13 protein-coding genes and 1 riboswitch are annotated in these 12,740 nt (G+C 47.9%); of the genes, 11 read left to right on the top strand and 2 right to left on the bottom strand.

Annotation, left to right across the window (positions count from 1 at the left end):
- Positions 1-249 precede the first annotated feature (249 nt).
- Positions 250-346: riboswitch (glycine riboswitch) on the top strand.
- 120 nt (positions 347-466) lie between these two features.
- The 6 genes from H9L42_RS07290 to H9L42_RS07315 all read left to right on the top strand — a co-directional run bounded on the left by H9L42_RS07290 (position 467) and on the right by H9L42_RS07315 (position 6,408).
- A complete protein-coding gene (locus H9L42_RS07290; RefSeq protein WP_187302736.1) occupies positions 467-1,891 on the top strand; it encodes an alanine/glycine:cation symporter family protein in 1,425 nt (474 codons plus the stop codon).
- 112 nt (positions 1,892-2,003) lie between these two features.
- The gene (locus tag H9L42_RS07295) at positions 2,004-2,261 is read left to right on the top strand and encodes a PRC-barrel domain-containing protein (protein WP_187302737.1); all 258 of its coding nucleotides are present in this window, start codon (positions 2,004-2,006) and stop codon (positions 2,259-2,261) included.
- A gap of 95 nt (positions 2,262-2,356) precedes the next feature.
- Positions 2,357-2,863 carry a transcriptional regulator NrdR gene (nrdR, locus tag H9L42_RS07300; RefSeq protein ID WP_187302738.1) on the top strand — a complete coding sequence of 169 codons (507 nt, stop codon included), beginning with the start codon at positions 2,357-2,359 and terminating at the stop codon, positions 2,861-2,863.
- The gene (gene cmk, locus H9L42_RS07305; RefSeq protein ID WP_187302739.1) at positions 2,835-3,500 is read left to right on the top strand and encodes a (d)CMP kinase; all 666 of its coding nucleotides are present in this window, start codon (positions 2,835-2,837) and stop codon (positions 3,498-3,500) included. The genes nrdR and cmk overlap by 29 nt, the downstream gene beginning before the upstream one ends.
- Positions 3,488-4,729, top strand: a complete 1,242-nt coding sequence (locus H9L42_RS07310) for a DUF1015 domain-containing protein (RefSeq protein ID WP_187302740.1) — start codon at positions 3,488-3,490, stop codon at positions 4,727-4,729. Before cmk ends, H9L42_RS07310 begins: the two co-directional genes overlap by 13 nt.
- A gap of 59 nt (positions 4,730-4,788) precedes the next feature.
- Complete coding sequence (locus H9L42_RS07315; protein WP_187302741.1) at positions 4,789-6,408, top strand: peptidoglycan D,D-transpeptidase FtsI family protein; 1,620 nt, start codon at positions 4,789-4,791, stop codon at positions 6,406-6,408.
- Between the two features lie 34 nt (positions 6,409-6,442).
- Here the strand turns inward: H9L42_RS07315 and sigK are convergent, their stop codons facing one another.
- Both sigK and H9L42_RS07325 read right to left on the bottom strand, forming a co-directional pair.
- Positions 6,443-7,087 carry an RNA polymerase sporulation sigma factor SigK gene (gene sigK / locus H9L42_RS07320; RefSeq protein ID WP_187302742.1) on the bottom strand — a complete coding sequence of 215 codons (645 nt, stop codon included), beginning with the start codon at positions 7,085-7,087 and terminating at the stop codon, positions 6,443-6,445.
- 80 nt (positions 7,088-7,167) lie between these two features.
- On the bottom strand, positions 7,168-7,329 hold the full coding sequence (locus H9L42_RS07325) for a DUF1540 domain-containing protein (protein ID WP_187302743.1): 162 nt from the start codon (positions 7,327-7,329) through the stop codon (positions 7,168-7,170).
- A gap of 130 nt (positions 7,330-7,459) precedes the next feature.
- Here H9L42_RS07325 and radC point away from each other — a divergent pair, with 130 nt between their 5' ends.
- Genes radC through minD form a run of 5 tightly spaced genes read left to right on the top strand, consistent with a single transcriptional unit; the run spans position 7,460 to position 12,739 of the window.
- The gene (gene radC / locus H9L42_RS07330; protein WP_187302744.1) at positions 7,460-8,137 is read left to right on the top strand and encodes a RadC family protein; all 678 of its coding nucleotides are present in this window, start codon (positions 7,460-7,462) and stop codon (positions 8,135-8,137) included.
- A gap of 42 nt (positions 8,138-8,179) precedes the next feature.
- Positions 8,180-8,992 carry a rod shape-determining protein MreC gene (mreC, locus tag H9L42_RS07335; RefSeq protein ID WP_187302745.1) on the top strand — a complete coding sequence of 271 codons (813 nt, stop codon included), beginning with the start codon at positions 8,180-8,182 and terminating at the stop codon, positions 8,990-8,992.
- Positions 8,989-9,477, top strand: coding sequence for a hypothetical protein (locus H9L42_RS07340; RefSeq protein WP_187302746.1), 489 nt, complete (start codon positions 8,989-8,991; stop codon positions 9,475-9,477). Before mreC ends, H9L42_RS07340 begins: the two co-directional genes overlap by 4 nt.
- On the top strand, positions 9,474-12,008 hold the full coding sequence (locus H9L42_RS07345; RefSeq protein ID WP_187302747.1) for a penicillin-binding transpeptidase domain-containing protein: 2,535 nt from the start codon (positions 9,474-9,476) through the stop codon (positions 12,006-12,008). Before H9L42_RS07340 ends, H9L42_RS07345 begins: the two co-directional genes overlap by 4 nt.
- On the top strand, positions 12,005-12,739 hold the full coding sequence (gene minD, locus H9L42_RS07350; protein WP_187302748.1) for a septum site-determining protein MinD: 735 nt from the start codon (positions 12,005-12,007) through the stop codon (positions 12,737-12,739). The genes H9L42_RS07345 and minD overlap by 4 nt, the downstream gene beginning before the upstream one ends.
- Position 12,740 lies beyond the last annotated feature (1 nt).

Here is a 12,740-nt window from a genome sequence, read left to right on the forward strand (position 1 = left end):
GAAGTGGATGAATAGATAGATTCTATCATTCCGAGCTATTAAATTCCACCCACCTTGTTTAGAATTAATAACTTCCATGTGCACCGAAGAACGGGTGGATGTTACTTTTACAAGTTACTAGAAAAATCGGAATTGCGTGGAATTTGCGATTTCAGAAAAATAATATTGAAAAGAACTGCAAGGTATGGTACTATCGTTACGTTAGTTTGTCGATTAAGCCGGAACCTTGCAGTTTTGGCAAGAAGGAAACTAGGATTCTCTGGAGAGTCTCAGCTTTGAGCGCCGAAGGTGTAAGCGAAAGCGGAAGTTTTCGCGATCTCTCAGGCAAAAGGACAGAGCGAATCGTTGATAGGATTATCATTCATAGCTTTGCCTATTCTCTGGAAAGTCGAATTGTTCGGCTTTTTTTCTTTGCGTTTAACTGCGCGGGGAATTGAATTTTATTATTATTGAGAGGGTAAAAAACATGGAACAACTGAATCACGTTTTGGAAAGTATTGACAGTATTGTGTGGGGCGTGCCACTGATCGTGCTGATTATGGGTACCGGTATCTTCCTTACCATCAGACTCGGCGTGCTGCAATTCCGTAAACTCGGGAAAGCGCTTAAGTATATGGTAAAAAATGAAGCGGATGGAGAGGGAGAAGTAACCAGCTTCGGAGCGCTGTGTACCGCCATGGCGGCAACCATCGGTACCGGAAACATCGTAGGTGTCGCGACAGCGATTATCGCCGGCGGACCGGGAGCGCTGTTCTGGATGATTTTGGCCGCGTGTCTGGGGATGGCTACGAAATACTCAGAGGGCGTTCTGGCGCTCAAATACCGGGTGCTCAAGCCGGATGGACACGCTCTTGGCGGACCTTTCTACTATATTGAGAATGGAATGGGAAAAAAGTGGATCTGGCTGGCAAAGCTCTTCGCCATATTCGGAACCTGCGCGGGGCTTCTGGGCATCGGGACGATTACGCAGGTAAACGGAATCGCGACTGCGGCGCAGGGATTCTTTGATCCCAACAATGAGAATACCGTGCATCTTTTCGGCAGGGACTATTCTATTTCCATTGTCATTACTGCCGTTGTGGTGGCCTTTTTTACCGCCCTTGTTGTAATCGGCGGAATTCAAAGAATCGCCAGTGTAACGACGATTGTCGTACCATTTATGGCTATCGGCTACGTGGTGATCTGTGTTTCGATTCTGATCGCCAATATTTCGGCGATTCCCCATGTAATAGGTGAAGTATTCGCCAGCGCTTTCGGACTGCGCGCGGTTGCGGGAGGCGCGATCGGCTCTCTTCTGATGGCAATGCAGATGGGAGTCGCGAGAGGAATCTTTTCCAATGAAGCCGGACTGGGAAGCGCGCCAATCGCGGCCGCCGCGGCGCAGACCAAAGAACCGGTGAGACAGGGATTGATTTCCATGACAGGAACCTTTATTGACACGGTTATTATCTGTACCATGACGGGTCTTACTCTTATGGTAACCGGAGCCTATGACAGCGCGCTGGATCAAGGACTGGAAGGCGTGCAGGTGACAGCGCTGGCCTTTGGCAAGGGACTTCCATGGTCTGTGGAAACCGGCTCTTTTGTGATGATGCTGTGCCTGGTGTTCTTTGCCTTTACCACGATCCTGGGATGGGATTATTACAGCGAACGCTGCCTGGAGTACCTGACAGGAGGCAAAAAAGGAGTCCTTACCACATACAGATGGCTCTATATCCTGGCAGTACTGGCAGGTCCGTTTATCACGGTAAGCGCGGTATGGACCATTGCCGATATCTTTAACGGACTGATGGCCATTCCGAACCTGATCGCCCTTCTCGCGCTGAACGGTGTGATCGTGGCGGAAACAAGAAGCTATTTCAAGCGCCTTGCTGAAAATCGGCTTGAGTAAAGATTCGATAAAATTTGACATAAGAAAAACGGCGGGAGCAGGACAAAAAACGTTCTGACTTTCGCCGTTTTTTCATATAGATATAAGGACAGACATAAAAGGGGGATAAACAATGTTAAATACAGAGGATATCAGAAATAAAGAAGTGATCAATATTTACGACGGAAAGAGTCTGGGCTTTGTCTACGATATTGAGATTAATCTGAAGGAAGGGAAAATTGAGGGGATTGTGCTGCCGGGAGAGCGCGGGCTGTTTAACCTGTTCGGCAGGGAGAGCGAGGATTTCGTGATAAAGTGGAAGAATGTGAAAACCGTCGGAGAGGACGTGATCCTGGTAAATGTGCCGACCTCTTTGGAATCCACGACTTAAAGCACTTGGCAAAAAACACAATATGTAGTAAAATCAGAATGTCAGGTTACAGAAATAGTAGATATGCAGGAAACAGCTGTGAAAGGAGGGCAAAGATGAAGTGCCCGTTTTGTGAAAACCAGGATACCAGAGTGATTGATTCCAGACATACGGAAGATGGACATGCCATCCGCAGAAGACGTGAATGCGATGCCTGCGGAAAGCGGTTTACGACCTATGAGAAAGTGGAAGAAATGATTCTTATGGTAATAAAAAAAGACGGCCGTCGGGAAGCCTTTGACCGGAACAAGATTATGAATGGAATCATAAAAGCTTGCGAAAAAAGACCGGTTCCCCTGGCTGAAATTGAAAAGGTGGTAGATGAGATTGAGCGGGGACTCAATAATATGATGGAAAAGGAAGTGGAGAGTACATTCATTGGCGAGTTGATCATGGAACAGCTGCGCAGGCTGGATGAAGTCGCCTATGTCCGTTTTGCTTCCGTGTACAGACAGTTTACGGACATTAATACTTTTGTGGCTGAAATTGAAAAACTCCTGACCAGCAAAAAAAACAATAAAGGAAGCGTATATCATGAAGAAAAAAATTCGAGTAGCGATTGACGGCCCCAGCGGCGCGGGAAAGAGTACGATCGCAAAGGCAGTCGCCAGAGAACTGGGAATCGATTATATTGATACAGGCGCCATGTATCGGGCAGTAGGATATAAGACGATCCGCTGTGGAGTGGATCCGGATGACGCGCAGGCTATAAAGGAGATGCTGGATCATACGGAGATTGATTTTTCCGGAGGTAATATTATTCTGGATGGCGTGATCATCAATGACAAAATCCGTACGCCGGAGATTTCAAAGAGGGCTTCGGAGTGTTCCGCTCTGGCGGATGTAAGAGAAAAACTGGTGCAGCTTCAGCGGCAGATGGGACAGGCTAAGAGCGTTATTATGGATGGACGGGATATCGGAAGCAATGTGCTGAAAGACGCGGAATATAAATTCTTTCTGACTGCCTCGGCCGAGGAGCGCGCGCGGCGTCGGTTTGAAGAATTGAAGGAAAAGGGGCAGCCGGTTGAATACGGGCAAATCCTTTCCGATATCCGGCAGAGAGATCATAAGGATATGACAAGAGAGCTGAATCCGCTTTGCAAAGCGGAGGATGCGCTGGAGGTGGATTCCACCGAAATGGGAATTGAAGAAGTAACACAATTTATATTAAAGGAGATAGAGAAAACATGGCAACAGTAAGACCTTTCAGAGCGGTTCGTCCGGCTCAGAAATACGCGGATAAAGTTGTTTCCCTGCCCTATGACGTTATGAACCGGCAGGAAGCGGAAAAAATGGCAGAGGGAAACCCATACAGCTTCCTCCATATCTGCCGCTCGGAAATTGATCTTCCGAATCAGAAAGATCCTTATGACAGGAGCGTTTATGAAAAGGCAAAGCAGAATATCGGGGATTTTCTGAACAAGGGCGTGTTCATCCAGGACGAGGAACCGGCCCTTTATATCTACCGGCAGGTGATGGACGGGCGCGTACAGACGGGAATCGCGGCCACCGTATCGGTGGATGAATATCAGAACAATACCATTAAAAAGCACGAATTTACCAGAGTGGAAAAGGAGCAGGATCGGATTAACCACTTCGACATCTGCGACGCCAACACGGAGCCGGTTTTTCTGACTTATCGGGATGACAAGCGAATCCGCCTGTTGATCGAAGGCTGGATCGCGGAAAACAAACCGGTCTACGATCTGGAGACAGAAGACGGAATTCGTCATACCCTTTGGGTGATCGACGATGCGGAGCGAATCGGACATATTACAGAGCTTTTTGAAGAAATTCCGTCCCTTTATATTGCTGACGGACACCACAGGAGCGCTTCCGCCTGCAAGGTCGGGCTGAAGAGGAGAGAAGAACATCCTGACTACACAGGAGAAGAAGAGTTTAACTTCTTTATGGCGGTACTGTTTCCGGATGCGGACCTGCATATTTTTGATTACAACCGGGTAGTAAAGGATCTGAACGGCAATACGGTGGAGAGTTTTATGGCAAAGGTAAAGGAGGCCGGATTTAAGATCGATAAAAAGGGAGAGGATATTTACTATCCGGAAACGAAGCACTGCTTCTCTATGTATCTGGAAGGAAGCTGGTATCGGCTGACGGCAAAGCCGGAGATCATTCCGGATCACGTAATTGATTCCTTGGATGTGGCGATTCTGCAGAACCGGATTCTGGAACCGATTCTGGGAATAGAGGATCCGCGTACGGACAAGAGAATTGACTTTGTGGGCGGAATCCGGGGACTGGAGGAACTGGAAAAGCGCTGTCATGAAGATATGAAAGTAGCGTTTGCCGTCTATCCGGTAGAAATTACAGATCTGCTGAATGTTTCCGATAACGATATGGTAATGCCGCCGAAGTCCACTTGGTTTGAGCCAAAGCTGGGAAGCGGATTATTTATCCATATGCTGTAACCGGACGTGAATAAACACTCCTGAAAGGGAAATACTACCTTTGAGGAGTGTTTTTTATTATGAAAAAACGGATATTTGCGGTAGGGATTTTGTTGGGGACAGCGTTATTTCTCCTGGCAGGGCGTCTGTTTTATATTCAGATTATTGGCCATAGGGATTTATCACAGGCTGCCGGAATACAGCAGCAGATTTCTCTGGAGGGAGCGAATTCCAGAGGGCTTATTTATGATCGAAACGGTACCCCTTTGGTGGGAAATAACCAGGAATATATTTTTATTATACGAGAAGAGCAGTTTGATGGAGAAACGATGAATGCTTTGAATGAATTAAAAGCCAGGGAGATTCAGAATCGCGGGAGCGGATATCGGGTTTTTTCCTCAGAGCGGTATGATAAATCCATCGGGCAGCGCTTGATTCGCAATTCTTCCGCTTACATTTTGGAGGCGGGGAGACGCTACAGCAAGCAGCAGACGGCAGCCCATCTTCTGGGGTATGTCAACCCGCAGGATCAGAGCGGAGCATCGGGGCTGGAGCTGATGTGCGATGAAGAGCTATCCCTTCTTAATAAAAAAATCTCCGCGAGCGCGGATGTACGGGGAAACCTTCTTCAGGGAAGAGGGTTGGTGGTTTCATCTGCTAGAGAAGATGATTCTTATGTGAAGAAAGGCATTGTCACAACATTAGACGCGGGACTGCAGGGAAAAATAGAAGAAATTTTAAAAAAATCTCCCAAAGATGGAGCGGTTGTAGTCCTGAAAAGCGGTACAGGTGAAATTGTGGCTTCTGCCAGCACGCCAGGCTTTGATCCGTCTAATATCAATGAATATATGGAAAGTGGAAGCGACGAACTGGTTAATAAAGTGACACAGGGAGAATATCCGCCGGGATCGATTTTTAAAATTGTGGTAGCGGCAGCGGCGCTTGAGAAGGGAATCGAACCTGAGTCTGTCTGGCAATGCGAGGGCTATGAGATTGTAAACGGAAAACGGGTAAACTGCAAAACAGGAGGTGAAGACGGGCATGGAACGATTACCTTCCAGGAGGCTTTTGCTCAGTCTTGTAACTCTGCGTTTATTCAAATTACGCAAAAGGTCGGAGCAGAAGCAGTACTTGATATGGCGCAGAGAATGGGTCTCGGAGAGGAGGCTCTTTCCGGTTATCCGGATGAAAAGTCCGGTAATCTGATGACCGCGCGGCAGTCGGCAGGGGCGGCAATTGCCAATCTTGCTATCGGACAGGGGGAAACACTGATGACGCCTCTGCAGGCCGCAAGAATGACCAACATTATTGCCTCTGACGGCGTTGATCCGGGGGTACATCTTGTCCTGGAAGAAGGGGAAGTGGTCGCCGCGGCGGCACCGGTTTCCGTATTAGATAAAGAAACAACGGAAAAGCTCAAAAAGATGATGGCACAGACGATAATCAGCGGCTCCGGAAAGACACTAAGTGCTGAGACTTCCATGGCAGCCAAAACCGGATCCGCAGAAAGCTCTATGGGCGGAGAGGATGTAGTACACGGCTGGATTACAGGCTTCGCGCCGGCGGAGAAGCCCGAGTATACAATTACGGTGTTCATAGAAGACGGGGAATCCGGCAGCGGTTCCGCCGGGCCTATTTTTGCTCAGACTGCGCAATACCTGAGTGATTCGAAAAGCTTTGAGCAACCCTTTTCATTTTAAAAGTATATGGTTGAACAGGAAAAAGGACCGCAGCTCATGGGCTGTCGGTCCTTTCCAGTTTGAGTGCTTCCCGCAGCTTTAAAAGCGCTCTTTTTTCAATACGGGAGACGTAAGAACGGCTGATTTTCAGCGAAGCCGCAACTTCTCTTTGAGTTTTCGGGCGGCGGCCGAAAATGCCGTATCGGTTTAAAATAACTGTTTTTTCTCTTTCGTCCAGGACTTGATCCAGGGCTTTTGTCAGCTTTGAAATCTGGATTTTCAGACTAATATCATCTAAAATCGCGTCCGGGTCAGTTCCCAGAATATCATTAAAGCTGATCTCATTGCCGTCTTTGTCAACTCCAATAGGCACGGAAAGGGAAACTTCCGCTTTGTTTTTTTTCGAAGCCCTGATACTCATCAGAATTTCGTTTTCAATGCATTTCGCGGCATACGTGGCAAGGCGGGTTGCCTTTTTGCTGCTGTACGTACTGACCGCTTTTATGAGGCCGATGGTTCCGATGGAAATTAAATCATCCGTCTGGTAACCGGAGCCCGTATATTTTTTCGCAATGTGGGCAACAAGCCGCAGATTGCGTTCGATCAGAATATCCTTTGCATCCTTATCTCCGGATTCATAAAGAGATATGTAGTATTCCTCCTCTTTTGCGGTTAATGGTTTCGGAAAGGAAACGCTCATTATGTAACCCCCCTCTATAGTTTCTTACTATATGCGAAACCAAGAGGGGAAGTGCCTGACCCAGGCGAAAGTGCATGGTCCTATTTACACGTAAAAGACAGGCAGTCTGTGCACTGATCCTGTTTCGGCGCGGCTTCGTGGGTTCCCACTGTAATGCAGTCTAAAGAGCAGTAGTTCTGCGCTCCCGCGTGATGGGAACACTGTGCTACCGTACATTTGATGCTTTCATTAATACGATTCATTGTTTTTCAACCTCCTTTTTGCTTTCAATGATAGTATGGCTGATAACGGAGAAAATATGATAAGAAAATGATTGAATAAAAAATACAAAAATAGTAAAATTTACTAAAAAATAAAAGGGGGACACTAAATATGAGAATCCAAGGTATGCCCAAGGAAGAACGGCCAAGAGAAAAGATGATTTTCGCGGGAAAGGAAGCGCTTTCCAATTCAGAGCTTTTAGCGATTTTACTGCGGGCAGGAACAAAAAACAAATCTGCGTTACAAATCGCGGCGGAAATCCTATCACAGAATGAAAGCGGTATTTTGTACTTGGAAAGCTGCAGCCCGGAGGAACTCAGCGAGATAAAAGGTGTAGGAATGGCGAAAGCCTGTCAGATTCTGGCCGCGGTTGAACTGGGAAAGCGAATCGCTTCACATCCGCCGAAAGTCAGAAAAGAAATTGAAAATCCTGACGATATCGTGCAACTTTTTATGGGAAAAATGAGATACTATAAAAAGGAACATTTTAAAGTGCTGCTCATTAACGCAAAAGGGGAAATTTTAGAAGAGCATGAGGTTTCTATCGGCGATTTATGCTCCACGCCGGTACATCCCAGAGAAGTGTTCTGTCAGGCGATCAAAAGGAGCGCGGCGGCGGTACTTTTTGTACACAATCATCCCAGCGGCGATCCGACGCCCAGCAGGCAGGACGTGGAGACTACAAAGAGGTTGCTAGAAGCAGCAAAAATTTTGGGTATACGGGTTTTGGATCATATTATTATTGGAGACGGTGCATACATAAGCCTGCGAAAAAAGGGGCTGATGTAAAGTTAGAAAAAGCCGGAACACGGCAAAGGGATCGGGGAATTTATGAAATTACAAGGAGATAAGAAGACAATCATAAAGATCGGCGGAGGAATCCTCATCGCGGCGGCAATCGCCTTCTTTCTGAAATCGGCCGCGCAGCCAGGCGACCTGAAAGGCATGATACAGGATGCGGGGTCTCTTATCGCAAAGCCGGTATTCGCGGCGACAGGAGGGATCGAAGACGGATTCAGAGGAATCTTCCGATTTAAAGATGTGCTTGCGGAAAATCAGGTTCTGAAGGAAGAAAACGAGGCTCTGCGGCAGAAAGCGGCCAGGCTGGAGTTTACAAAAACAGAAAAGGAGGAACTGGAGGAACTGTGCAGAGTCTTTGACTATTCCCTGCTGGAAGAGAATGTGATTTTGGCGGCGAATTTAACCGCTATGGATGAATCAAAATGGCAGGAAGGCTTTGTGATTGATCGGGGAAGCGAAGATGGAATTCGAGAAGGCTGCACCGTAGTGTCCGGCGACGGCGTGGTGGGAAAGATCGCGGAAGTCTCCCCAAAATCCGCCAAGGTCGCGTCACTTCTGGCAGATGGATCGAAAGTAAGCTTTCAGTCCGGGAAAAGCAGAGACACTCTGGGGATTGTACAAAGTGATGGAAAAGGAGGCCTTTCCGGTTATCTGCTTGCAGAAGAGGGCAGTATAAAGAAAGGAGAACAGCTGGAGACATCCGGTATAGGTACCTATCCAGAAGGACTGGCGCTGGGGAAAGTAACCCGAGTAGAAAAGAAAAGAGGAACCCAGCGAGTCCTTATTGAGGCAACGCCGCAGGTGGATTTCGCGAGATTGAAGAAGGTAGGTGTAGTACTGTGAAACCGGCGGCTGCGGTTATCCTGTTTTTTTGTGCCTTTTTATTTCAGCATACGGCGGCAGGCCTTATCTGCGCAGGCGGAGCAGGCCCGGATCTGCTGCTGGTGGTTACCGTCTTCTCCGTGTTTTCTTTCCCCCATATAAACGGAGTGATTGCAGGCGCTGCAGGTATAGCAGCCCTGCAGGAACTGTGCTTTTCCATCTATGGCGGACCGGGAACCGCGGCGGTTCTTTTGTCGGGGCTGTCCGCCGCTGCTGCTAAACGGCTGTTTTCTTGGGAGCGGCCCTTGTTTCTTTTCCCTTTTACGGCAGCAGTGACCTTGGTGTATCATTTGACGCTTTGGGGAGGGGAACGAATTCTCGGGTCCCCTTACAGTTTTACCTATCTCCTTAAGCTGCAGCCTCTGTATATAGGCTATAACCTGGCAGCTATGGGAATTTTATATCTCCTTTTTATCAAAAATAAAGAAAGCAGGTCGCAGATATGAATCGATGGCGTAATTCCAGATATATGCAGCTTTTGACCCTGGTTGGGGCGCTGATGCTCGTTTTGCTTATCCGACTGTTTATTTTAACGGTTGCGGAAAAAGAAGAATGGTCCCAGGCAGCGGAAAATCTCAGCACAAAAACCATTTATGAAACCGCTCCCAGGGGACAGATTCTGGATCGAAACGGAGAGGTTCTGGCGGGAAACGCTTACGCGATGTCCGTACGAATGAGCAAAGGCACTATGACGGATGAAAAACTGAATGACTCGATTTTAAAGCTGACCCGCCTTCTTGGTCAGAACGGAGACACGCTTTCCGCCAGTTTCCCTATCCGTCTGGATGGAGAAAACAGGCCGGTATATGAGGATGGCGCGGATAGAGAGGCTTTTTTGAAACAATTTGGCTTATCCGAATATTTAAATGCGGCGGAAGCCTTTTCAAAACTGAGAAAATATTTTACAATAGAAGACACCCTTTCGCGCGGAGATGCCAGAAATATTATGGTTGTACGAAGCCAGATGGCCGAACTTGGATACAAAAAATATATGCCGGTAACGGTAGCGCGAGATGTGTCGGATCAGACGGTATCCATACTGGAAGAAAGCGGAAACGCGTATCCGGGGGTAGAAGTTTTTTCTGAGGTTTCCCGAATTTATCCCAATGGAAATACTGCTTCCCATATTTTGGGGTACTTAGGAAAAATTTCAGACAGCGAAAAAGAGAAATACGGGGAGGAAAATGGATATCAGAGCTGGGATCTGATCGGAAAAGACGGAATTGAAAAAGCATACGAGGATGTACTGCGGGGAAAATCGGGTGAAGAAAAGATCCGGGTTAACGCAGCGGGAAATTTTGTGAAATCCATAGGGAAAACGGAGGCCCAAAAGGGAAAGGATGTGATCCTGACCATTGACCTGCAGATTCAGAAAGCCGCCGAGCAGGCTCTCGAAAAGGCGCTTGCGGCCATGCGTACCGGAAGTGGGTTTACTGGCGAATACGGCAGTTATAGCATGGAAATGGCTCAAAAAGCTCAGGTGGGAGCCGTGGTAGCGTTGGATGTAAAAAGCGGAGAGGTTTTGGCAATGGCAAGCTGCCCTGATTTTGATCCCAACCTGTTCGCAAGCGGAATTTCAAGCGAGGACTGGGAATCTCTGCAAAGTGAAAATCCAAGGGACCCTTTGTCGCCGGCGCCGATGTACAATGTGGCTACAATGAGCGCGGTACAGCCTGGATCGATTTTCAAAATGGTGACGGCTACAGCGGCTATGGAATGCGGTCTGGATCCGGGACGCAAGCTTTATGATGACGGATATGTTCAGGTAGGAAACAAATCCTTTGGCTGCGTAGTATGGAATCGTTCTCATAGAAAGCATGGATATCTTAACCTGCAGGAAGCGCTGGAGGTTTCCTGCAATTACTACTTTTTTGACGCCGCTACAGGATATGATTTCTATACGGGCAGCAGCTTGGGGTATGAGAAGAAAATCGGGATTGATACCATTATGGACTATGCCAGGCAGTATGGGCTGGGACAGCCGACGGGAATCGAAATCCCGGAAACAGTGACAGAGACTCCATCCAGAGAATCGAAGATTCAGGGGCTGAAGAACTCTCTTGAAAATGTGCTGCTGGCGCAGGCGGAGACCTGGTTTGAACGGAGCGTGACACAGAACAGAGCACTTCTGGACAGAAAGGTGGAGGAAATAACCGGCTGGATTGGATCGGAGCTTACACGTTCCGAAGTGGAAGAAAAGCTGGAGCGGATTTCCGGTATTCAGACAGAGCGGATTTCAGAACTGGCGGATTTGTGTAAATATACGTATATCGATCAGGCGACCTGGAATACGGCGGACGCTTTGAACATTGCCATCGGCCAGGGCATGAACTCCTATACGCCCCTTCAGATGGCGGGATATATCGCGACGCTGGGAAATAAAGGCGTAAGAAATCCCATAAGCCTGGTTGAAAAGATTGAAGGACGTGGTAAAATAGAAAAGGACTCTATTTCAAAGGTAGAGGTAAAAGATGAAACCTGTTTTGACGAAATCATCGGAGGAATGGTGAAGGTCGCTAATGGAGAAAACGGCAGCCTCAGAGGGATTTTCGGCGATTTCCCCGTTACCGTCGCGGCCAAAAGCGGGACTGCGCAGCGGTCGGGAAAAATAAACCCTCCGGATGAAGAAGAATATATCAGAGAGCATCTGGGCGCAATCGCGCCATATCTGAGCTGGGAAGAAATTCAGGCGGAAAAGGAACGTCTGATGGAGGAATACCCGGATATTTATACGTCGCGCCATACGGCGGTAAGACGTGCGCTGATAAACTTGAGCAACGGACGCGTAACCGCGCAAACCATCGATCAGTATAAGGCGGATTATGATAACTTTGCCTGGGTCGTAAGTATGGCTCCGGCAGAAGATCCGCAGATTGCGGTAGCGGTTATGATTGCCCAGGGAGGCGCCGCGGCGAATGCCGCTCCTATAGCCAAAGAAGTTATGGGAACCTATTTTCAGCAGCAAGAAAACAAATGAGTGAGGAAACTATGGGCGAAGTAATATTAGTAGCATCAGGAAAAGGCGGTACGGGAAAAACAGCGGTGACAGCTAATTTAGGGGCACTTTTGGCTAAAAAAGGGGCCAAAGTTGCCCTGATTGACATGGATATGGGGATGCGGAATCTGGATCTTTATCTGGGTCTTGAAAACAGGGTTGTTTACAACATTATGGACGTGTTTTCCGGGATCTGCAGGATCAAACGGGCGCTGATCCGGGATCGGCGATTTGAAAACCTCTATTTGATGTCCGCCTGTCCGAGAAAGGACAACCGGGATATTACCCCGCTTCATATGGAAATTCTCTGCCGGAAGCTGAAGAAGGATTTCGATTTTATCTTTATTGACTGTCCCGCGGGGATTGGCAGCGGTCTGGATATTTCCATGGCAGGAGCAGACCGCGCGCTGCTGGTGACGGAAGCGGACATGGCGGCGGTAAGGGACGCGGATGTTTTAAACCGTTATCTGAAAAAAGAAGGACTGACCGATACTTGCTATATTGTCAATAAAATCCGAGCGGATCTTATGGCACAGCATCTTGTTCCGGATCTGCGGGAGATCGCGGAGATTCTCAACAGCCGTCTGGTTGGCGTGATTCAGTTTGATGATAATATCTATATTTCCACCAACAGAGGAATTCCCATTGTCGCCAAAGAAGGAACGTACATAGAAGAAAATTTCCGCAATATTCTCCGGCGTCTGTTCGGATAAG

Origin of the sequence: Zhenpiania hominis (assembly GCF_014333425.1) — a bacterium.
GTDB classification, from domain to species: domain Bacteria; phylum Bacillota; class Clostridia; order Peptostreptococcales; family Anaerovoracaceae; genus Hominibacterium; species Hominibacterium hominis.